At 68.2% G+C, this 19,641-nt stretch carries 15 protein-coding genes; 10 read left to right on the top strand and 5 right to left on the bottom strand.

Annotation, left to right across the window (positions count from 1 at the left end; genetic code table 11):
• Positions 1 to 2: 2 nt before the first annotated feature.
• Positions 3 to 1,085, bottom strand: coding sequence for a glycosyltransferase family 2 protein (locus FZ033_RS00540; protein WP_149574250.1), 1,083 nt, complete (start codon positions 1,083 to 1,085; stop codon positions 3 to 5).
• A gap of 339 nt (positions 1,086 to 1,424) precedes the next feature.
• Positions 1,425 to 1,865 carry a group III truncated hemoglobin gene (locus tag FZ033_RS00535; protein WP_149574249.1) on the bottom strand — a complete coding sequence of 147 codons (441 nt, stop codon included), beginning with the start codon at positions 1,863 to 1,865 and terminating at the stop codon, positions 1,425 to 1,427.
• 398 nt (positions 1,866 to 2,263) lie between these two features.
• Between FZ033_RS00535 and FZ033_RS00530 the strand changes: the two genes are divergently transcribed.
• From FZ033_RS00530 to FZ033_RS00510, 5 genes are all read left to right on the top strand, one after another.
• Complete coding sequence (locus FZ033_RS00530; protein ID WP_149574248.1) at positions 2,264 to 2,926, top strand: protein-L-isoaspartate O-methyltransferase family protein; 663 nt, start codon at positions 2,264 to 2,266, stop codon at positions 2,924 to 2,926.
• Positions 2,927 to 3,084: 158 nt separating this feature from the next.
• Positions 3,085 to 4,476: a TolC family outer membrane protein gene (locus tag FZ033_RS00525; protein WP_149574247.1), complete on the top strand. Its 1,392-nt coding sequence runs from the start codon at positions 3,085 to 3,087 to the stop codon at positions 4,474 to 4,476.
• Positions 4,477 to 4,656: 180 nt separating this feature from the next.
• The gene (locus FZ033_RS24490; protein WP_269149845.1) at positions 4,657 to 5,562 is read left to right on the top strand and encodes a DUF2497 domain-containing protein; all 906 of its coding nucleotides are present in this window, start codon (positions 4,657 to 4,659) and stop codon (positions 5,560 to 5,562) included.
• A 236-nt stretch (positions 5,563 to 5,798) separates the two neighbouring features.
• Positions 5,799 to 8,591 carry a valine--tRNA ligase gene (locus tag FZ033_RS00515; protein ID WP_149574245.1) on the top strand — a complete coding sequence of 931 codons (2,793 nt, stop codon included), beginning with the start codon at positions 5,799 to 5,801 and terminating at the stop codon, positions 8,589 to 8,591.
• A 579-nt stretch (positions 8,592 to 9,170) separates the two neighbouring features.
• Positions 9,171 to 10,010, top strand: coding sequence for a tetratricopeptide repeat protein (locus FZ033_RS00510; RefSeq protein WP_149574244.1), 840 nt, complete (start codon positions 9,171 to 9,173; stop codon positions 10,008 to 10,010).
• Positions 10,011 to 10,072: 62 nt separating this feature from the next.
• On the opposite strand, the gene FZ033_RS00505 is transcribed toward FZ033_RS00510, so the two are convergent.
• Positions 10,073 to 10,477, bottom strand: a complete 405-nt coding sequence (locus tag FZ033_RS00505; protein ID WP_149574243.1) for a GFA family protein — start codon at positions 10,475 to 10,477, stop codon at positions 10,073 to 10,075.
• A gap of 8 nt (positions 10,478 to 10,485) precedes the next feature.
• Entirely contained in the window at positions 10,486 to 11,274 is a 789-nt protein-coding gene (gene xth, locus FZ033_RS00500; protein WP_149574242.1) for an exodeoxyribonuclease III, read from the bottom strand.
• A 184-nt stretch (positions 11,275 to 11,458) separates the two neighbouring features.
• Between xth and FZ033_RS00495 the strand changes: the two genes are divergently transcribed.
• On the top strand, positions 11,459 to 12,865 hold the full coding sequence (locus FZ033_RS00495; RefSeq protein ID WP_149574241.1) for an MBOAT family O-acyltransferase: 1,407 nt from the start codon (positions 11,459 to 11,461) through the stop codon (positions 12,863 to 12,865).
• A gap of 12 nt (positions 12,866 to 12,877) precedes the next feature.
• The gene (locus FZ033_RS00490; RefSeq protein WP_149574240.1) at positions 12,878 to 14,044 is read left to right on the top strand and encodes an alginate O-acetyltransferase AlgX-related protein; all 1,167 of its coding nucleotides are present in this window, start codon (positions 12,878 to 12,880) and stop codon (positions 14,042 to 14,044) included.
• A 62-nt stretch (positions 14,045 to 14,106) separates the two neighbouring features.
• On the opposite strand, the gene FZ033_RS00485 is transcribed toward FZ033_RS00490, so the two are convergent.
• Entirely contained in the window at positions 14,107 to 14,481 is a 375-nt protein-coding gene (locus FZ033_RS00485) for a HesB/IscA family protein (RefSeq protein WP_149574239.1), read from the bottom strand.
• Between the two features lie 151 nt (positions 14,482 to 14,632).
• Here FZ033_RS00485 and FZ033_RS00480 point away from each other — a divergent pair, with 151 nt between their 5' ends.
• From FZ033_RS00480 to FZ033_RS00470, 3 genes are all read left to right on the top strand, one after another.
• On the top strand, positions 14,633 to 15,838 hold the full coding sequence (locus FZ033_RS00480) for a deoxyguanosinetriphosphate triphosphohydrolase (protein ID WP_149574238.1): 1,206 nt from the start codon (positions 14,633 to 14,635) through the stop codon (positions 15,836 to 15,838).
• A 35-nt stretch (positions 15,839 to 15,873) separates the two neighbouring features.
• Entirely contained in the window at positions 15,874 to 17,634 is a 1,761-nt protein-coding gene (gene argS, locus FZ033_RS00475; protein WP_149574237.1) for an arginine--tRNA ligase, read from the top strand.
• Positions 17,635 to 17,742: 108 nt separating this feature from the next.
• The gene (locus FZ033_RS00470; RefSeq protein WP_149574236.1) at positions 17,743 to 19,575 is read left to right on the top strand and encodes an SPOR domain-containing protein; all 1,833 of its coding nucleotides are present in this window, start codon (positions 17,743 to 17,745) and stop codon (positions 19,573 to 19,575) included.
• Positions 19,576 to 19,641: the final 66 nt, after the last annotated feature.

The raw sequence follows: 19,641 nt of genomic DNA, 5'->3' as shown, positions 1-19,641 counted from the left end.
TCTTAAGGTGTTCGCGGCACGGGCGCAAGCAGAGCCTTCAGCTTGTCCCCGGACCATTGGCGCATTTTCCGCAACTCCCGCGTTTCCTTCAGCACGTCGCGCGCCACGTAGCGCATCGCTCGTCTGGCAAGCGAGCGGAACGGTCCGGAAGCTGTCGCTTGGATGACGGGGCGGGCCAGGTGCATCCGGCGGCGGACCTTGGGCGCCATGACCGGAATTACCTCCTGAATATCATTCCATGCCCGTCGCAGGCGCTCATCGTCCTGGGTTCGCGAAGCCGCGATGAACTCACTGGTGAGCACGTCGATGAAACGCGGGCCGATGGCTGTCTGCGCATGAAGGAAGCCGACGCGTGGCTCGTCCGGAAACATTTCCACGAGCTTGTGGAAATAGATCATGCACGAACGCGCCATGCGCGGGCTGTAGGAGGTGGAGCCGGAATAGATGCGCCAGCGCGTCACGGCGGCGTTGAGATAGACGTTTCGGAAGCCGAGCGCGAACATCCGCACGAACAGGTCGTCGTCCTCGTAGCCGGACAGGCGTTCGTCGAACAGGCCGGCATCGATCATGGCCTGCTTCGATGCCAGCGTCGCCCCGGGCAGGATGAACATGTCGTGCCGAAGGCAGTCGCGAAGCGAGCGCTTGGGTTGCGGAGACAGGAACTCGTCGAGGCAAGACTGCTGAACCAGCCGTCCCTTCCGGTCAACCAGATCAAGGTTGCCGTAGACGAAGCCCAGCCGGCGCGCGTGGCCCTGCGTGAACGGCCGCTTGAGGATTTCCAAGTGCTCCTCGTACCAGGCATCGTCCTGGTCGAGGAAGGCCACATGGCTGCACGCGGTGTGGCGGATGGCGAGATTGCGCGCCGACGACTGGCCGCCGTTGGGCTTGTGCAGCAGGGTGATGGGGTGGCTGAGCGCCAGTTCCTCGACGATGGCCGGGCCGTCGTCGGTGGAACCATCGTCCACGACGATGATTTCGTCCGCAGGCTCCGTCTGGCTCAGGACGCTTTCCAGCGCCTCCCGGATGAACGGTGCCCCGTTATAAAGTGGAATGACCGCCGCAACGGTGATCGCATTGCTTCGCATGGTGCCGCCCTGACAGCGTGTTACATGTCCTAGTTGTATAGAATGTGCGGTATGGAGATAACAATGGGTAAGCCGGGGCCATATGCCGCAATGTAATCGGTTTCACAAATTCTTTCATTCACAACGGTTTTCAGGGGGTTGGCGCGCAGGCAAGCCCGTCCTCACGTGCAACCTGGAACAGGCGACATTCCGGGCGGCCACAACTGGCTTACGTCGGGCGCGCAACCCAAGGTGATATCCGTTCGCAACTGGAGGGGGCCGGCTCCGGCGCACGGGAGTGCGGCCGTGCCGGAGGGCGCGTTGGCGGGTCCAGGCGGATGCGAAAGACGGCGCCGGACCTTAGCGGAACGGCGTGGCGCGCGTGATGTCCTCGCCATTGTGGAAGCCGATGGCGAGGCGGAAGGAATGGGCCATGCGTTCGGCATGGGCGATGGCCGCCTGCGCCGCATCCGGCGGCAGCACTTCCAGCGCCGTGGGGCGGAACAAGGCGAGCCAGCGGGCGAACTGCGCGTCGCCGGCGTCCGATCCCAGCGCCAGGTGCGGCGGCAGGGGGCGGCCTTCATAGCGTCCGGACTTCAGCAGCACGGACGACCAGAAATCGCACATCTTGGCGAGGTGCACGGGCCATGCCTCATCCTTGATGCGGCCGGAGAAAATGGGGCCGAGCACCGCATCCTTGTGCACACGCTCATAGAACAGGTGGACGAGCCGGCGCACCGCGTCCTCGTCGAGGCCGGACGGGGCGGGGCTGGCGGCGGCCGGGGGAAAGGAAGCGTTCATCCTGCGGGTCTCTTCCTGCGTCCTTTCGGCCGCCGTCGCCAGCGACGCACGGCAGGGCGTTGCCCGGCGCCGCGGGGCGGCCGGTGCGGGTTCAAGCCGGGGCAGGGCACCAGCCTCCACCCGCGGCCGGCGCGGAACCATGCGACTTGCGGCCACATCGGTCGGCCGATGACCGCCCCGGCGGTGTGGAGCGCCTTGCAAAAGGGGCGGCAATATGGCTCTTGAGCCGAGCGGCACAGGCGTTCCGAACCCTCGGCATGCCGGCCGCGCCAGCGCCCGAACCGGGCGGATCGTCTGGCGATCCGGCCGGCAGCAGGGCGTCTTATCGAGAGTTTTGGCACGGAGCCGCCGCCCGGGATGTTTCGGCCGGGCCGGTCCGGGTTTGGCCGGAGACGCATATGATCGATTTCGTCGAGCTTCGCCGTGGCATGGTGGACAGTCAGGTCCGCACCAATAACGTCACCGACCCTCGCATCGTCGCCGCCATGCTGGAGATCCCGCGCGAGAAATTCGTGCCGGCGCCGCTGAAGTCCCTCGCCTATATCGACGACGATCTGGCGCTCACCTCCGGCAATGCCCCGCGCTATCTCATCGAGCCCATGATTCTCGCGCGCCTGGTGCAGCTCGCCGACGTGCAGGAGCACGAGCACGTGCTCGATGTGGGCACCGGCACCGGCTATTCGGCCGCCGTGCTGTCGCGCCTCGCGCAGCAGGTGGTGGCCGTGGAGGAGGATGCCGGCCTCGCCGCGACCGCGACGGCGACCCTCGCCGAGCTGGGCGTCGGCAACGTGGCGGTGATGCAGGGACCGCTGAACGCCGGCTGGGCCGCCGAGGCGCCCTACGACCTCATCCTGCTCAACGGGGCGGTGGACGAGGTGCCGGCCAACCTCTTCGCCCAGGTGAAGGAAGGCGGCCGAGTCGTCGCCGTGGTGGGCCATGGCGGCGCCGGGCAGGCCCGGGTGTTCACCAAGGTGGCCGGCGCCATGAGCGAACGGGTGGCCTTCAACGCCGCCGTGCCCGCGCTTCCCGGCTTCAAAGCCGCGCCGCGCTTCGTTTTCTAAGGCACCTGTGGCGCGTTTGCCGCGCTGCCCCGAAAACGTCCGTGACATCGAACCGATCGGTTCCCGATCGCGAGCGGTGCAGATATCTTTCGAGAAAGTTACCGCGCGGCAGAGTCGCTGCAGCATGTCTGCATGTCGCGTCGGACCGGGAGATTGGGATGTCGGTTGCGAGACTCGTTCGCCGAAACGGATATGCAATTTTGGCGGGGGCCAGCATCATCGCGCTCGGCATGGGGAGCGCGTCGGCACAATCTCTCGATGCTGCGCTCGCCATGGCGTACGTCAACAACCCCACGCTGAATTCGGCGCGTGCCGGCACGCGAGCGGTGGACGAGAAGGTGCCGCAGGCCCTCTCCGGCTATCGGCCGACGCTCGGCGCCTCGGCTTCCGCCGGGCCGGAAGCCTACCGCTACCAGCCCACGGGCAGCACCGCCTCCAGCGGCAACGCCTGGCCTCGCCAGTTCGCCCTGACCGCGGCCTATACCCTGTTCAACGGCTTCATCACCGGCAACCAGACCCGCACCGCCGAATCGCAGGTGCGCGGCCAGCGGGAAACGCTCCGCAACACCGAGCAGACGGTGCTGCTGAACGGCGTGACGGCCTATATGAACGTCATCCAGGCTATCGCGCTCCTCGACCTCCAGCGGCAGAGCCTCGCTGCGTTCGAGCAGGAATTGCGCGCCACCCGCGACCGCTTCAACGTGGGCGAGGTGACGCGCACCGACGTGGCCCAGGCCGAGGCGCGGGTCGCCGATGCGCAGTATCAGGTGAGCCAGGCCGTGGCGAACCTCTCCTCGGCCCGGGCGGTGTACCGGCAGGTGATCGGGGTCGAGCCGGGCAAGCTGTTCACGCCCCGCTCCATCGAAAGCATGCTGCCGCCCAAGGTGGATCGCGTGATTTCGGGCGGGCTGAACCAGCATCCCGCCATCAAGGCCTCGGAATTCGCCGTGGATGCGGCGGTGTTCCAGGTGAAGGTCGCCGAGGGCGCGCTGCTGCCGAACCTGAGCCTGCAGGGCCAACTCCAGCAGTCCTACGATTCGAGCATCGGCGTCGAGCGGGTCGGGACCGCTGCGGCGACCCTCAACCTGTCGGTTCCGATCTACCAGGGCGGCATCGAGTACGCGAACATCCGCCAGGCGAAGGAACTGCTGTCGCAGGCGCGGATCGACGTGGACGTGAACCGCGACGCCATCCGCGCCCAGGCGGTCCAGTTCTGGGGGGCGCTGGAGGCGGCTAAGGTGCAGATCCAGGCCGCGCAGGCCTCGGTCGCCGCCAATACCCTGGCGCTGGAAGGCGTGCGTGAGGAATGGCGCGTGGGCCAGCGCACCACCACCGACGTGCTGAACGCCCAGCGTGACCTCACCAACTCCCAGTCCGCCCTCGTGGTGGCGCAGCGTGACCGCGTGGTGGCGGCCTATTCGCTCGTCTCCATCATCGGCCGGCTCGATGCGGTGTCGCTGGGGCTCAAGGTGGATGTCTACAACCCGACGGTGCACTACAATCAGGTGCGCGACAGCTGGGCCGGCGTTCGCACGCCCGACGGAAAGTAGCCCTCAAAATAACGCTGCGTTCGGGTGTGCCGGGCTCTTTTGCAGCCCGGTTCCAGGGTGAATACTTGCCTTCGCGTTTGGCGATTCTCGCCCACCGGTGCGGCCGCACGCAAAGGTGCGCCGGGACGCCTTCGGCCGAGGTCGAACATGGCTGCGATCCCAAAGGTGCAAGAGCCGTCAATGGAAGACATCCTTGCCTCCATCCGCCGCATCATGGCGGATGACGATGCTCAACCCGCTGCCGCGCGTCCGGCGCCCGAGCGGGCGGCCCGGCCTGCACCCGCGGAGCGCCGCCGGCCCGATGCTCCCGAACCCGGCTCGGATGCGGCCGAGCGACCGGGCCGCCGGGCTGAACCCCAGGGTCCGGATCCGCGCGATGGAGGGCGCCGCGAGGCCGCCCCGCGCCCCGCAACGGGAGACGGGCAGGCGCGCGCCCGCGCCCGCATCGACCTTGAGGAGCTGAGCGAGCATTTGACCTCCGAGACCCTGGCCGGCGACCAGCCCGAAAGCGACCAGCTTGACCCCCCGCATCCGGCCAATGGGCATCAGGCCCACGGTCATGCGGTCAACGGCCACGCGCCCCCGGAGCCGTCGGGCCGCGAGCGTGGCCGGGCGTTTCCGCCCGAGGCCGCCCCGCGCGTGGTCCGCGATTTCGAGCGGCGGCCGTCTGCCCCGTCCGAGCCGGAACGCTTCGAGGCACCCCGCGCCGCCCGCCCGGCCGAGCGCCCGGCACCGGAGTTTCGCCCCGGCCCGCGCGGTGAAGACCGGGCGCCGCAGATGACGCGGCGTCCCGCCCCACCCGTTGCCGAGGAGCCCGCCGCCGTGGATGCCCAGCCCGAGACCGACGACCGCGGGGACGCGGTGCGCCGCCGCGATCTTCTTTCTCCCAACGTGGATGACGTGGTGGCGGCCGCCTTCCAGTCGCTGGGCGACCTGCTGCTGCCGCAGAAGCAGCGCACCATCGAGGATCTGGTGAAGGAGATCCTGCGGCCCATGCTGAAGGATTGGCTGGACCAGAATCTCCCCTCCATCGTGGAGCGTCTGGTGCGGGCCGAGATCGAGCGGGTGGCGCGCCGCCCCCGCTGATGTTGATTTTGCAATTCCGGTTTCAAGCCGCCGATCGCGTCCGCTGATCGGCGGCTTTTTCTTACGCGCCGGGTCCGAGCGGGGTGCCGCACCGAGCAGCACCGCGCCGCGTGGTTGACGTCGGCCTGCCGGAGCGGCTTTAACGCCCGCTGACCTGTCCTGTCCGTTGCGGAGGCATGGCCGGCCGCGACGTGCGCCCTTGCACTGCGCCCGGCACCATCCGCGGAGCCTGTTTCATGCTGGAAAAAGTCTTCGATCCCGCCGCCGTGGAAGAGCGCATCGCCGCCCAGTGGGAAGAGGCCGGCGCGTTCCGGTGCGGCCGTCCCGAGCGCAAGGACGCCGAAGGCTTCTCCATCGTCATCCCGCCGCCGAACGTCACCGGCTCCCTGCACATGGGCCACGCGCTCAACAACACGCTGCAGGACGTGCTGGCCCGCTTCGAGCGCATGCGCGGCAAGGATGTGCTGTGGCAGCCCGGCACCGACCATGCGGGCATCGCCACCCAGATGGTGGTGGAGCGCCAGCTCGCCGCCCAGAAGCTGCCGGGCCGGCGCGACATGGGCCGCGTCGCCTTCGTGGAGAAGGTGTGGACCTGGAAGGCCGAATCGGGCGGCACCATCGTCAACCAGCTGAAGAAGCTCGGCGCCTCCTGCGACTGGTCGCGCGAGCGCTTCACCATGGACGAGGGCCTCAGCCGCGCCGTGCTGAAGGTGTTCGTGCAGCTCTATCGCGAGGGGCTGATCTACAAGGACAAGCGCCTTGTGAACTGGGACCCCAAGTTCCAGTCCGCAATTTCCGATCTCGAAGTGCTGCCGGTGGAGGTCAAGGGTAACCTCTGGCACCTGCGCTATCCCATCGAGGGGGAGAAGGACCGCTTCATCACGGTGGCCACCACCCGCCCCGAGACCATGCTCGGTGACACGGCCGTTGCCGTGCACCCGGAGGACGAGCGCTATCGCGACCTCATCGGCAAGCATGTGGTGCTGCCGCTGGTGGGCCGGCGTATCCCCATCGTGGCGGATGAGTATTCCGACCCTGAGAAGGGCTCGGGCGCGGTGAAGATCACCCCGGCGCACGATTTCAACGACTTCGAGGTGGGCAAGCGCCATTCCCTGCCCATGATCAACGTGCTGGACGCGGAAGCGCGCATCGATCCGCAGGGCATCCTCGACGATTATGCCGAGCGCCCCGAGGCCTATGTGGATGCGCCCGACGCCGCCGGCCAGCTCTCCCACCTGAAGGGGCAGGATCGCTTCGCCGCGCGCAAGCAGATCGTGGAGTTGCTCACCGGCCTCGAACTGCTGGAGCAGATCGAGCCGCACACCCACATGGTACCCCACGGCGACCGCTCCAATGTGGTCATCGAGCCGTGGCTCACCGACCAGTGGTATGTGGACGCCAAGACCCTGGCCCAGCCGGCGCTCGCCGCCGTGCGCGAGGGGCGGACCGCCTTCGTGCCGAAGAACTGGGAGAAGACCTATTTCGAGTGGCTGGAGAACATCCAGCCCTGGTGCATCTCCCGCCAGCTGTGGTGGGGCCACCAGATCCCGGCCTGGTACGACCCCTTCGGCAACGTCTTCGTCGCCATGGACGAGGACGAGGCCTTCGAGCAGGCGCTGGCCCACAATGTGGGCAACGAGTCTCTCTCGCCCGAGGACGCCCAGGCGCTGATCGACGACGCCGACAAGCGCGCCGGTTTCCTCACCCGTGACGAGGACGTGCTCGACACCTGGTTCTCCTCCGCCCTGTGGCCGTTCTCCACCATGGGCTGGCCGGACGAGACCGCCGAGCTGAAGAAGTTCTACCCCACCAGCGTGCTGGTGACCGGTTTCGACATCATCTTCTTCTGGGTGGCCCGGATGATGATGATGGGCCTGCACTTCATGGATGGCGAAGTGCCGTTCAAGGACGTCTACATCCACGCCCTCGTCCGGGACGAGAAGGGGGCGAAGATGTCGAAGTCCAAGGGCAACGTCATCGACCCGCTGGACCTCGTGGAGAAATACGGCGCCGACGCCCTGCGCTTCACGCTGGCCGCCATGGCGGCGCAGGGGCGCGACATCAAGCTCGCCACCGGCCGCGTGGAGGGCTACCGCAACTTCGCAACCAAGCTCTGGAACGCGGTGCGCTTTGCCCAGATGAACGGCTGCGCGCGGGTGGAGGGCTTCGATCCGGCCAAGGTAGACGGCACCCTCAACCGCTGGATCATCGGAGAGGCGGCCCGCGCCTCCGCGGAGGTGTCGCAGGCGATCCTGGCCTACCGCTTCAACGAGGCGGCGGCCGCCATCTATCGCTTCCTCTGGAACGTGGTGTGCGACTGGCACCTGGAGCTGGCCAAGCCCCTGCTCTCCGGCCCCGACGGCCCGGCCAAGGACGAGACGCGAGCGGCCACGGCCTATGTGCTGGATGTGGCCATGGCACTGCTGCACCCCTTCATGCCGTTCCTCACCGAAGAGCTGTGGGCCGAGACCGGCAAGGACGGCCCCGCCCGCGCCAGCCTTCTGGCCCTCGCCCCCTGGCCCGATCTGTCGGGCCTCGAGGCGCCCGACGCCGAGGCGGAAGTGGGCTGGGTGGTGGACCTCATCACCGAGATCCGCTCCGTGCGTGCCGAGATGAACGTGCCGGCCGGCGCGCAGGTGCCTCTCGTGCTGGTGGAGCCGGGCGCGGAGACCACGGCGCGTGCCGCCGCGTGGGACGATGCCCTCCGCCGCCTTGCCCGCCTTTCCGGCGTCACGGTGGCCGAGACCGTTCCAGGCGAGTCGGTGCAGATGGTGGTGCGCGGCGAGGTGGCGGCCCTGCCGCTGGCCGGCGTGGTGGACCTTGCCGCCGAGCTCGGCCGCCTGAGGAAGGAAGCGGCCAAGCTCGACCAGGAGGTGGCCCGCATCGACGCCAAGCTCGGCAACGAGAGCTTCGTCGCCCGCGCGCCGGAAGAGGTGGTCGAGGCCGAGCGCGAGAAGCGCGAGGAATATCTCAACCGCAAGGACAAGGTCCGCGCCGCCATTACCCAGCTTTCGGGCGGGGCGGCCTGAGCGCAGCCGGGACGGGGAGGGGCATCGCCCTCCTCGCTCCGCCCGGCGGCGGAGGCCTGCGACAAGGAAAGTGTGGCGTCTTTGCCACGCTCCAGCGCCTCCGCATTGCCCGATACAGTGTTCGCCTAAAGGAAGTCGGCGGCTTTTGCTCTCAATATTGTGACAGCGAAGACACACTCCCGCGCCTTTGAAGTTGCCGCCCCGGCGGGGGCCCCAAGGCGCCGCGAAGCCGCCACAAAACCCCAGTGAAACGAGAAGCAACGCGCGACGTGAGCGTAGCTCGGAAAGTGTTTCCGAACGCCGCGCCTGAGGTGGGTCCTTATGGACGGACGTTGCATTCTCGAAAGGGTGGCGCCGGGGGGCGTCGCGGAGCTTCGCTCCGGCCGACGCCCGAGGGAACGCTCGATAGCTTGCCGCTCCAACGCCGCGGCTCGGCCTTTTCTCGGCCCCGATATTGCCGCCACGCTCCGGCACCTTCCCTCCATCATGATTTTGGGCGCCACAACGAAGATCAGATATGCGGGCCGCACGGCCGGACGCCTCGGGCGGTCGGCGGGCGCGCGGCGCGCCTGTACCGCCATGTTTTTGGGCGCCGTGGCGGCGTGTCTTTCGGTGCCGCTGGCCCATGCCTTCGACGGCACGGCGCAGACGCTGCAGCCCTATGAGACCCAGCCGATGACGCCGCCGGCCAACGTGCCGCTGGCGCCGGCCGTGCGTCCCGTGGACGAGGCTTTCCGCACCGGGGCCCAGGCCCTGCGTGCCGGCCAGACCGCCAAGGGCATCGACGCCCTCGGCTATGCCGCATCCCAGGGCCATGCCATGGCCCAATGGAAGCTGGGCCGCATCTACGCTGACGGCGACGGCGTGAAGCGCGACGACGCCAAGGCGTTCGACTATTTCTCCAAGATCGCCAACACCCATGCCGAGGATTATCCCGGCACCGCGCAATCCCGCTTTGTGGCCAACGCCTTCGTGGCGCTGGGCTCCTATTACCTCGTGGGCATTCCCTCCGCCGGGGTGAAACGCGACGCGTCGCGGGCGCGGGACATGTTCTCCTACGCCGCCTCCTATTTCGGCGATGCGGATGCCCAGTACCATCTGGGCCGGCTGTATCTGGAAGGCGTCGGCGGCCCGCGCGATGCCCGCAATGCCGGCCGCTGGCTGACGTTGGCTTCGCAGAAGGGCCAGTTCGAGGCCCAGGCCATGCTGGGCCAGCTCCTGTTCCGGGGCGACGAGGGGGTGCCACGCCAGGGCGCGCGCGGTCTCATGTGGCTGACCCTGGCGCGCGATGCAGCGGTGCGGCCCGAGGACAAATGGGTGGTGGCGCTCCACGAGGAGGCCTTCGCCGACGCGACGCCCGACGAACGGGAGAAGGCGCTGCTTTACCTCGAGACGTGGCTGAAGACCGCCAAGAGGTGAGGGCGGGCTCCTGAGCCTCAGGCTCCACCGCGCTTACTCGCCTTCCAGCTCCGCCACCTTTCCTAGTTTTCTGGCTCCGCCTCATGGCGGGGCAGGCCCGCACCGAGCCCGGCTGTCATCTGCAGCGCCGATTGCGTCCAGATGTGATGGGTGGGCACCACTGCATCCGGATCGTCCAGCGTGCCGACGGTAACGTCCACCCCGGCTTCCTTCGCCATGTCGAACAGGATCGGGCTGCCGCAGGTGCCGCAGAACAGGCGCGTCACGCCCGGCGAGGATGAGAATCGCGTCGGGGTGCCCGCAGTCACCTCGAAATCTCCCCGCGCCACGGTGAGCCAGGGCAACGCGCCGGAGCCGGAGGCGCGGCGGCAGATGGTGCAATGGCACCAATAGGCGCTCTGGATGCGGCGCACCCGGTAGCGCAGGCGCCCGCACAAGCAGCCGCCGGTGACAGCTTCTTCCCCCATGGCCGGCCTCAGGCGGCGATGGCGAGGTCGGCCCAGATCGGCACATGGTCCGAGGGCTTCTCCCAGGCGCGCACATGCTTGTCGATGCCGGTGGCAATGAGCCTGTCCGCCGCCTGGGGCGACAGCAGAAGGTGGTCGATGCGGATGCCCATGTCCCGCTGCCACGCCCCCGCCTGGTAGTCCCAGAAGGTATAGAGCCGTCCCGCGTCCGATGTGGCGCGCAGGGCGTCCGTGAGCCCGAGATGGGTGAGCGAGCGGAACGCCGAGCGGGTGCGCGGCAGGAACAGGGCATCACCGACCCAGGCGGAGGGGTCCGCCGCGTCGCGCGGCTCGGGGATGACGTTGAAGTCGCCAGCGAGGATCAGCGGCTCCTCCAGCTTCAGCCGGTCGGCGGCGAAGGCCTCGAGCCGCTCCATGAAACCGAGCTTGTAGGGGTATTTCTCGGTATCCACCGGGTTGCCGTTGGGCAGGTACAGGCAGGCGACCCGCACCACGCCGCCCTTTACCGAGACCACCGCCTCGATGAAGCGGGCCTGCACGTCGCCATCGTCGCCGGCGAGGCCGTGGGTCACGTCCTCCAGCGGCAGGCGGGAGAGCAGGGCGACGCCGTTGAAGCCCTTCTGCCCGTGCACGGTGACGTTATAGCCCAACTGCTCGAACGCCTCCTTCGGGAAGGCCTCGGTCTGGCACTTGATCTCCTGGAGGCAGACGATGTCCGGCCGCGTCTCGCCCAGCCAGCGCACGGCGTGGTCCAGCCGCTGGCGGATGGAATTGACGTTCCAGGTGGCGATGCGCATGGGGGGCTCCTTCGGTGGCGGAGGATACCCCGGTGCCGCCGGGAGGCAATGGCCGTTCAATGGGCGCGGCTCAAATCAGGCCAAGGATTGCGAGGGCAAGGCAAGGGTCGCGAGGGCAAGGGTTGCGATGGCGGGCAAAGAGTGGCAGGAACGCCCCCTTGTCCTTCAGTGGCGGCGCAGTGGCATGACGTTCGCGTCCATCGAGTTTCTGTTCTACTTCTTCCCCCTGTTCCTGGCGTCTTATTTCTCCGCGAAGTCCATCACGACGCGGAACTATATTTTTCTGGCCTTCTCCCTCGTATTCTATTCTGCGGGCTATACGCCCCACATCCTGCTTCTCCTGGCATCGGTGGCTATCAACTTCCTGCTCGCCCGCGCCATCGACGATCGCGAGGGCGCCCCGCGCCAGCGCCTGCTGGTCTATGGCGTCGCCTTCAACCTGTTGCTGCTGGGCATCTTCAAATACACCGGCTTCCTGGTGGAGAACGCGAATGCGCTGATCGAGCCGCTGGGTGCGTCGCTGCCCATGCCGCGGATCTCGCTGCCGCTGGGCATCTCCTTCTATTCCTTCCACGCCATCTCGTACCTCGCGGACATCTACAAGCGGAAGGTGCACGCCAATCGCGATCTGGCGCAGTTCGCGCTCTACATGTGCATGTTCCCGCAGTTGGTCGCCGGCCCCATCGTGCGCTACGCCACGGTGGCGAAGCAGCTGTCCCAGCGGCGCACCACCATGGGGCGGTTCTCCGCCGGGGCGCGGCTGTTCGTCATCGGCCTTGCCTGGAAGGTGCTGATCGCCGACGAGGTGGCCCGGCTCGCCGACGGGGTGTTCGACACCACGACGCATCCCACCTTCGTGGAGGCATGGCTGGGGCTCTATGCCTATACGGTGCAGATCTATTTCGACTTCGCCGGCTATTCCACCATGGCGGTCGGGCTCGGCGTGATGGTGGGCTTCGTGCTGCCGCGCAATTTCCGCGTGCCCTACACCGCCCATTCCATGACCGATTTCTGGCGGCGGTGGCACATGAGCCTTTCCGCCTTCCTGCGCGACTATCTCTACATCCCCCTCGGCGGTAACCGGCGCGGGGAATTGCGCACCTACCTGAACCTCTCCGCCGTATTCCTGCTGTGCGGCCTGTGGCATGGGGCGAGCTGGAACTTCGTCATCTGGGGCGCCCACCACGGCGCGCTGCTCATCATCGAGCGGGCCTTCCTCGGCCGCTGGCTAAAGCGGCTGCCGGGGGTGGTGGCCCATCTTTATACCGTCATTGCAGTGATGCTGGGCTGGGTGTGGTTCCGCGCAGACAGCTTCGGTGGCGCCATGGACATGTTCGCCGGCCTCGCCGGGTTCCACGGCTTCAGCCGGGCCTCGCTGGCGCTGGGCTTCGGGCTGACGCCGCTGGCCATCGCGGCGCTCGTGGTCGGCGGGCTCATCGGCTTCTTCCGCTGGCCGCGCTGGAAGGCGCTGGCGGGGCAGGGGATCTTTGCGGCGGCGGCGGACTTTGCCTTCATCGCCGTGCTGATGCTGGCGAGCGTGGCCTGGGTGGGCGGCACCACCGCCACCCCCTTCCTTTATTACCGGTTCTGAGGAGGCGCCCCCGTGACCCTGCTCTCGCGCGCCCGCCGCTATGTCGGCGTCCTCGTGGCCGGCCTGTTCGGCTTCCTGCTGCTGTCGAACCTCATCCCCGATCCGGTGGCCTCGGGCCAATGGCGGGTGGCGATCCCCGACAGCTTCACCTGGGACCAGAAGCTGAACTACAAGTTCCGCAACATCGGCATCTACATCCAGGACAATTTCGGCTTCCGCGCCACCCTGCCGGTGCTGCGCCAAAACCTGCGCGAGGCGCTGGGCTCCCCCGACACCCGGCCCTTCTACACCGGCCGCGACGGCCAGCTGTTCTGGGGCCGCGAGCAGGCACCGGCCCAGTCGGCGGGCGCGCTGGTGCGGGCGGCGAACGTGGAGCGCTTCGTGACCATGGTGGGCGAGATGCAGCGCGTGCTGGCGGCGAAGGGCACCCGCGTCGTGGTCGCCATCCCGCCCAATGCCCAGTCGGTGGAGCTGGAGGCGCTGCCCACCTGGTACGACGCGTTGAATTACCCCGTTACCGAGTATGACCTCGCCCTCGCCGGCCTGAAGGCGGAGGGCGTCACCGCCGTGGACCTGCGGCAGGTGCTGAAGGCCAGCCCGCGACCGCGGTATCTCATGACCGACACCCACTGGAACAGCCGTTCCGGCGTGCTGTCCTTCAATGCGGTTATGGTGGCGGCGGGGCATCCCGACTGGCAGGTGGATCCGGCCGCCGTGCTGGGTCCGCCCAGCCCGTCCGCGCGCGGCGACCTGTTGCGCACCACCCGCCTGCCGCCGAAGGTGAAGGAGGAGGACGAGCCCTTCACCATCAAGGACCGTGCCGCCGCACCGCGCCTCGATCCGGCGCTGAAGCACCACAACGAGCACGTGGCCTTCAAGTCGCTGGCGTATGACTACGCGCCCACGGGCCAGCGCGTGCTGATCCTCGGCGATTCCTTCACCGGCGGGTCATGGCCGCGCCTGTTCCTGAATGCAGATGTGAGCGTTGTGGCCTGGGTTCACGAGTCCCGGCGCGTCACCGGCTCATGTGACTTCAACTTCGACGATGTGAAGGCTTTCGCCCCGGACCTCGTCATCATGGCCCGGACCGAGCGCTTCTTCCCCTGCTACGGCGACAACTGGCCGGCCGGCCTGCCGCGGCCGTGGTCCCACGCCGTGCCGAACAACGTGGCACCCTGACGGCGCACACATCCCGCCCACCCGGACAGGCCGGGTGGCTATCTCTCAGGACCTAAAGGCGCTCAGACCCCGAAGCTGGACCCGCAGCCGCACTTGGCTGTGGCCATGGGGTTCGAGATCTTGAAGGCGGAGCCCATCAGGTCCGCCTTGTAATCGAGCTGGGAGCCCTTGATGTAGTCGATCGAGATGCGATCGACGACGATCTTGGCGCCTTCCTTCTCGATGACGAGGTCGTCCTCGCCCTGCTCGCGGGTCACATCATACTTGTAGGAAAAGCCGGAGCAGCCGCCGCCTTCCACGCTGATGCGCAGGAACGTTCCGGCCGGCTCGGGAGAAAGGATCTGGCAGATGCGGCGCGCGGCGGCATCGGTCACGGTAAATTCGGTTTCGAGCGCCGGGAGGTCGGCGGCCGCAGTCGGGGCGAGTGATGTTTCCATGATATCGACTTTACGAATTGAAGCTGGCAATGGCCCATAAGGTAAGTCCATCGGCCCCCGAGTTAAAGGGCGGTGGTGGAAAAACGTCGGCAAGCCTGTCCCATCGGGGCGCGGGCGCTGGCGGAACGGGGTGGAAGACGAGGGGGCAATCATGGCGGTGAGCGGCGCGCGGCCCCTCATATCGTGGGCCTGCGACGCGGAGCGGGTGCGCGGCCGGCTGGTCCCGGAACGGGAGATGCCGCCGCGCAGCCCGTTCCGGCGCGACTGCGACCGCATCATCCATTCCACCGCCTTCCGGCGGCTGAAACACAAGACCCAAGTGTTCGTCTTCAACGAGGGCGATCATTACCGCACCCGCCTCACCCATACGCTGGAGGTGGTGCAGGTGGCGCGCTCCATCGCCCGTGCGCTGGGGCTCGACGAGGATCTGGCGGAGGCGCTGGCCCTCGCCCACGACCTCGGCCACCCTCCGTTCGCCCATGCCGGCGAGCGGGCGCTCGATGCCTGCATGGCAGGGCAGGGCGGGTTCGACCACAATGCCCAGTCGCTGCGGGTGGTGACGCGAATCGAGCGGCGCTATGCCCAGTTCGACGGCCTCAACCTCACTTGGGAGACGGTGGAAGGCATCGCCAAGCACAACGGCCCGCTCACCGACCGGGAGGGGCGCGGCATCGGCCGCTACCTCGGCGGCCTGCCCCATGCCATCGAGGTGTATTCGGCCCAGCAGGACCTGGAATTGTGGAGCCACGCCTCCGCCGAGGCGCAGGTGGCCGCCATCTCCGACGACATCGCCTATGACGTGCACGACCTCGACGACGGGTTGAGGGCCCATATGTTCACCCTCGAAGACCTCGCCGGCCTGCCCCTGGTGGGCGACGCGCTTGGCGAGGTGCGCGGGCTCTATCCCGGGCTCGGGGTGGCGCGGACGGTGAACGAGGTGCTCCGCCGCGTCATCATCCGCCTCATCGAGGACGTGGTGGCCGAGGGCACCAGCCGTGCCGAAGCGGCGGGGGTGGCCTCTGCGGCGGACGTGCGCGCCCTCGACCATCCCGTCATCGCCTTTTCCGACGCCATGCGGCAGAAGGAAAAGGCGCTCAAGGTCTTCCTCTTCTCGCGCATGTACCGCCACGAGCGGGTCGAGCGGGTGATGGATGAGGCGAAGGGGGTGCTGCGCGACCTCTTCGGCCATTTCATTGCCCACCCCAAGGACATGCCGCCCTCCTGGCACGACGACCTCGACCAGCTCGACGACCAGCGGCTCGCCCGCCGCGTGACCGACTACATCGCCGGCATGACCGACCGCTACGCCCTCGACCAGCACGCCCGTTTCTTTGACTTGACGCCGGACTTGCGTTAGGCGCCGGGCCAACCAACCCGATCGGACCCCGCCCCATGAACGTCTACGCGATCTTCGCCGATCACGTGCGCGAAGCCGTCGCCGCCCTCGTCGCCGAGGGCATCATCGCCAAGGACCTCGATCTTGCCCGCGTGGTCGTCGAGCCGCCGCGCGACGCGAGCCATGGCGATCTCGCCACCAACGCCGCCATGGTGCTGGCCAAGGATGCCGGCCTGAAACCCCGCGATCTCGCCGAGCGCATCGCCGGCAAGCTGGGCGCGGTGGCGGGCGTGAAGAAGGTGGATGTGGCCGGTCCCGGCTTCATCAATATCGCGCTGGACGGCACGTTCTGGCCGGTGGTGCTGGCCGCCGTGCTCACGAAGGGGCTGGATTTCGGCCGCTCGGCATTGGGCGCGGGCGAGAAGGTGAACGTGGAATACGTCTCCGCCAACCCCACGGGCCCCATGCATGTGGGCCATTGCCGGGGCGCGGTGTTCGGCGATGCGTTGGCAAGTCTCATGGATTTCGCCGGCTTTGCCGTAACCAAGGAATATTACATCAACGACGCCGGCGCGCAGGTGGACGTGCTGGCCCGCTCCGCCTTCCTGCGCTACCGCGAGGCGCTGGGCGAGGCCATTGGCGAGATCCCGGAAGGCCTCTATCCGGGCGACTATCTGGTTCCAGTGGGCCAGAAGCTGGCCGCCGAGCACGGCCCGGCGCTCAAGGAGAAGAGCGAGGCGGAATGGCTGCCGCTGGTGCGGGGCGTGGCCATCGCGTCCATGATGGTGGCGATCCGCGAGGATCTTGCGGCGCTCGGCATCTCCTTCGACGTGTTCTTCTCCGAGCGCTCCCTTTCTACCGGCGCGGTGGACCGCGTGGGCGCCGCCATCGAGGCGCTGCGCGCGTCGGGCGAGGTCTATGAGGGCCGCCTGCCGCCGCCCAAGGGCGCGCCCATCGAGGATTGGGAGGATCGCGAGCAGACCCTGTTCCGCTCCACCGATTTCGGTGACGACGTGGACCGGCCGCTGAAGAAGTCGGACGGCAGCTACACCTATTTTGCCGGCGACATCGCCTATCACAAGGACAAGGTGGACCGCGGCTTCCTGAAGATGATCGACGTATGGGGCGCCGACCACGGCGGCTACGTCAAGCGCATGCAGGCGGCGGTGAAGGCGGTATCCGGCGGCCGGGCGAGCTTGGACGTGGAGTTGATCCAGCTGGTGCGGCTGTTCCGCGCCGGCGAGCCGGTGCGCATGTCCAAGCGCTCGGGGTCCTTCGTCACCCTGCGCGAGGTGGTGGACGAGGTGGGCCGCGACGCGGTCCGCTTCATGATGCTGTTCCGCAAGAACGATGCTCCGCTCGATTTCGATCTCGCCAAGGTGATCGAGCAGTCGCGTGAAAATCCGGTATTTTACGTGCAGTATGCGCACGCGCGGGCGAAGTCGATCCTGCGCAACGCGGCCGAGGAGTTCGCCGACCTGCCGCAGGAGGCGGCGTCTTTCGCTACCGCGCCCTTGGCCCGACTCGACGACGAGGGAGAAATCACGCTGCTGCGCCGGCTCGCGAGCTGGCCGCGTCTCGTGGAGCAGGCGGCGGGAGCGCGGGAGCCACACCGCATCTCGTTCTTCCTGCACGAACTCGCCGGAGAGTTTCACGGCCAGTGGAACCGTGGAAAGGACTTGCCTCATTTACGCTTCATTATCGAGAATGATCGAGAGTTGACCTCGGCTCGCTTGGCCTTGGTCCATGGCGTGGCCACGGTGCTCGCCTCCGGTCTCAAGGTTCTGGGGGTGACGGCCGTAGACGAGATGAAATGATCGCTTGTCCCGTGGCTGCGGACCGAGCGGTTGGCCCACCGGGCTAGACTTCTCGGCGCGGTATTGAATCCGCAGGTTCACGGGCGGGCGACAACACATCGAGGCGATATGGTCGACGAAAGCAGGTTCCGCTACCGGCGTGATGAAGGTGCCGCGGAGGGTGGGCAGCGGCCCCGCTCCGCTCCGTCGTCCGCCGCGACGGGGGGCGATCCCCTGGCCGAGCTGGCCAGGCTGATCGGCGACGACGACCCGTTCGACGATTTCTCAGGCCTCGATCGTGCTCCGCAAGATCGTGCCCCGCAAGCCGCCGACACGCGGGTATCAGACCCGCGAACCGCCCCGCGCCAGGTGGCGCCGGCTGCACCCGCCTATCCCGATCCCCGCGCGGCAGCGGCCCGCGCCCCCGCGCGGCCGGCTCCGCAGCCTGCCCCTTCCTATTACGACGATGAGGACGACGAGGAGTGGGAAGCGCCGCCCCGCAGTGTGCCGGCGCCCAGCGCCGTGTCCGCGCGTCCGGCGCCCCAGTCTCCCGCACAGGTTCCTCCCGCACAGGTTCCCGCGCGCTCCGATGCGGCACGCTATGGCGATGCGCCGTCCCGTCCTGCGCCTGCGGTCCCTCCGCGTCCCGCCGGCCCCCCGCCTTATGCTCAGCCCTCCGCGCCCCAGCCGGCAGTTCCTGCCGCCCGCGCGGCCCAGCCCCAGGCGGCGCCCTCCTTCGCTCCCGCTCCGGCGGCCGGGCGCGGCGTTCCCGACGCTGCTGTGCGCTCCGGCTACGGATCGCTCTCCCGCGTTGCGCCGCCCGCCAGCGGGCAGGGCAGGGACGAGGACGATTACGACGACGATTATGACGACGTACCGCCCACCCGTCCGGCAGGCGCCTCGGCTTATGGCCAGCAGGGCGGGTATGCGCCGTCACGGCAAGATCCGCGTGCCGACCAGCGCGCCCATGCCGGCGCCAGTTCCGGCGCCCACGGGCGCGGCTATGAGGCCGAGGACGACGAGGCCGGCTATGCCTATTCGGCCGCCCGCCGCGACGACGACGGCTATGACGACTACGACGACACCTACGATCCCGAATATGGGGAAGACGGCTACATGCCGCCCCATGGCGAGGAGATGTACGACGCCGAGCCGCGCCGTCGCAAAGGCCGCCTCGCGCTGATTCTCGGCGTCTCCGTGCTGGGCCTGGCGGTGGCCGGCGCGGCCGGCGTGTTCGCCTTCAACATGGCGACGGGCAAGTCCTCTGGGACCGCCGCGGGGACGACCCCGGTGATCAAGGCCGATACCGCGCCCGCCAAGACCGCCACCCCCGCGCCCCAGTCCGCCGACGGTGGGCAGAAGATGATCTACGACCGCATGGGCGCCAACGCCGGCAACGAGCGCATGGTGTCGCGCGAGGAGCAGCCGGTGGATGTCACCGCCGCCGCCCGGGCGCTGCCCGCCAATACGAGCGCGACGCCGCCGGCCCCCATGCAGGCGACCCAGAACCTGACCGAGCCGAAGCGGGTCCGCACCGTGGCCGTGCGCGCCGACGGCAGCCTGGCGCAGACCGTGCCCGGCACCTCCGTCTCGGCCTATGCGGCGACGCAGAACCCCATCCCCGCCGGCCTGCCGGATCCGAACCCGGTCACCACCGTGCCGGCCGTCGCTCCCACCCAGACGGCCTCCACCACCACCGCGCCGTCCTCGGCCGGGGCCTATGTGGTGCAGGTGGCGTCCCAGCGCTCGGAGGCGGATGCCATGGGCTCCTGGCGCGCCCTGCAGACCAAGTATCCCAACCTGCTGGGCAACTACCGGGCCACGGTGAAGAAGGTGGATCTGGCCGACAAGGGCACTTATTTCCGTGCCCAGGTCGGCCCCTTCGCCACCCGCGACCAGGCCAACGAGCTGTGCCAGTCCCTGCGCGCCCAGGGCGGCGACTGCGTCGTCAACAAGAACTGACGACGCTGTTCGCGCGTTCGGCCGCAAATCCCAAAAGAAAAAGGCCGCCTTTCGGGGCGGCCTTTT

The organism is Xanthobacter oligotrophicus (genome assembly GCF_008364685.1).
Lineage (GTDB): Bacteria > Pseudomonadota > Alphaproteobacteria > Rhizobiales > Xanthobacteraceae > Xanthobacter > Xanthobacter oligotrophicus.
The sequence above is the reverse complement of the archived record's forward strand: the minus strand, read 5'-3'. Positions and strand labels throughout refer to the sequence as shown.

Bases quoted from the DNA above. Each gene is read 5' to 3' on its own strand.
- FZ033_RS00530 (WP_149574248.1), top strand. From the start codon at position 2,264: ATGATCGATTTCGTCGAGCTTCGCCGTGGCATGGTGGACAGTCAGGTC.
- FZ033_RS00535 (WP_149574249.1), bottom strand. From the start codon at position 1,865: ATGAACGCTTCCTTTCCCCCGGCCGCCGCCAGCCCCGCCCCGTCCGGC.
- FZ033_RS00510 (WP_149574244.1), top strand. From the start codon at position 9,171: ATGTTTTTGGGCGCCGTGGCGGCGTGTCTTTCGGTGCCGCTGGCCCAT.
- xth (WP_149574242.1), bottom strand. From the start codon at position 11,274: ATGCGCATCGCCACCTGGAACGTCAATTCCATCCGCCAGCGGCTGGAC.
- FZ033_RS00540 (WP_149574250.1), bottom strand. From the start codon at position 1,085: ATGCGAAGCAATGCGATCACCGTTGCGGCGGTCATTCCACTTTATAAC.
- FZ033_RS00495 (WP_149574241.1), top strand. From the start codon at position 11,459: ATGACGTTCGCGTCCATCGAGTTTCTGTTCTACTTCTTCCCCCTGTTC.
- FZ033_RS00470 (WP_149574236.1), top strand. From the start codon at position 17,743: ATGGTCGACGAAAGCAGGTTCCGCTACCGGCGTGATGAAGGTGCCGCG.
- FZ033_RS00525 (WP_149574247.1), top strand. From the start codon at position 3,085: ATGTCGGTTGCGAGACTCGTTCGCCGAAACGGATATGCAATTTTGGCG.
- FZ033_RS00505 (WP_149574243.1), bottom strand. From the start codon at position 10,477: ATGGGGGAAGAAGCTGTCACCGGCGGCTGCTTGTGCGGGCGCCTGCGC.
- FZ033_RS00485 (WP_149574239.1), bottom strand. From the start codon at position 14,481: ATGGAAACATCACTCGCCCCGACTGCGGCCGCCGACCTCCCGGCGCTC.
- FZ033_RS24490 (WP_269149845.1), top strand. From the start codon at position 4,657: ATGGAAGACATCCTTGCCTCCATCCGCCGCATCATGGCGGATGACGAT.
- FZ033_RS00480 (WP_149574238.1), top strand. From the start codon at position 14,633: ATGGCGGTGAGCGGCGCGCGGCCCCTCATATCGTGGGCCTGCGACGCG.
- FZ033_RS00515 (WP_149574245.1), top strand. From the start codon at position 5,799: ATGCTGGAAAAAGTCTTCGATCCCGCCGCCGTGGAAGAGCGCATCGCC.
- argS (WP_149574237.1), top strand. From the start codon at position 15,874: ATGAACGTCTACGCGATCTTCGCCGATCACGTGCGCGAAGCCGTCGCC.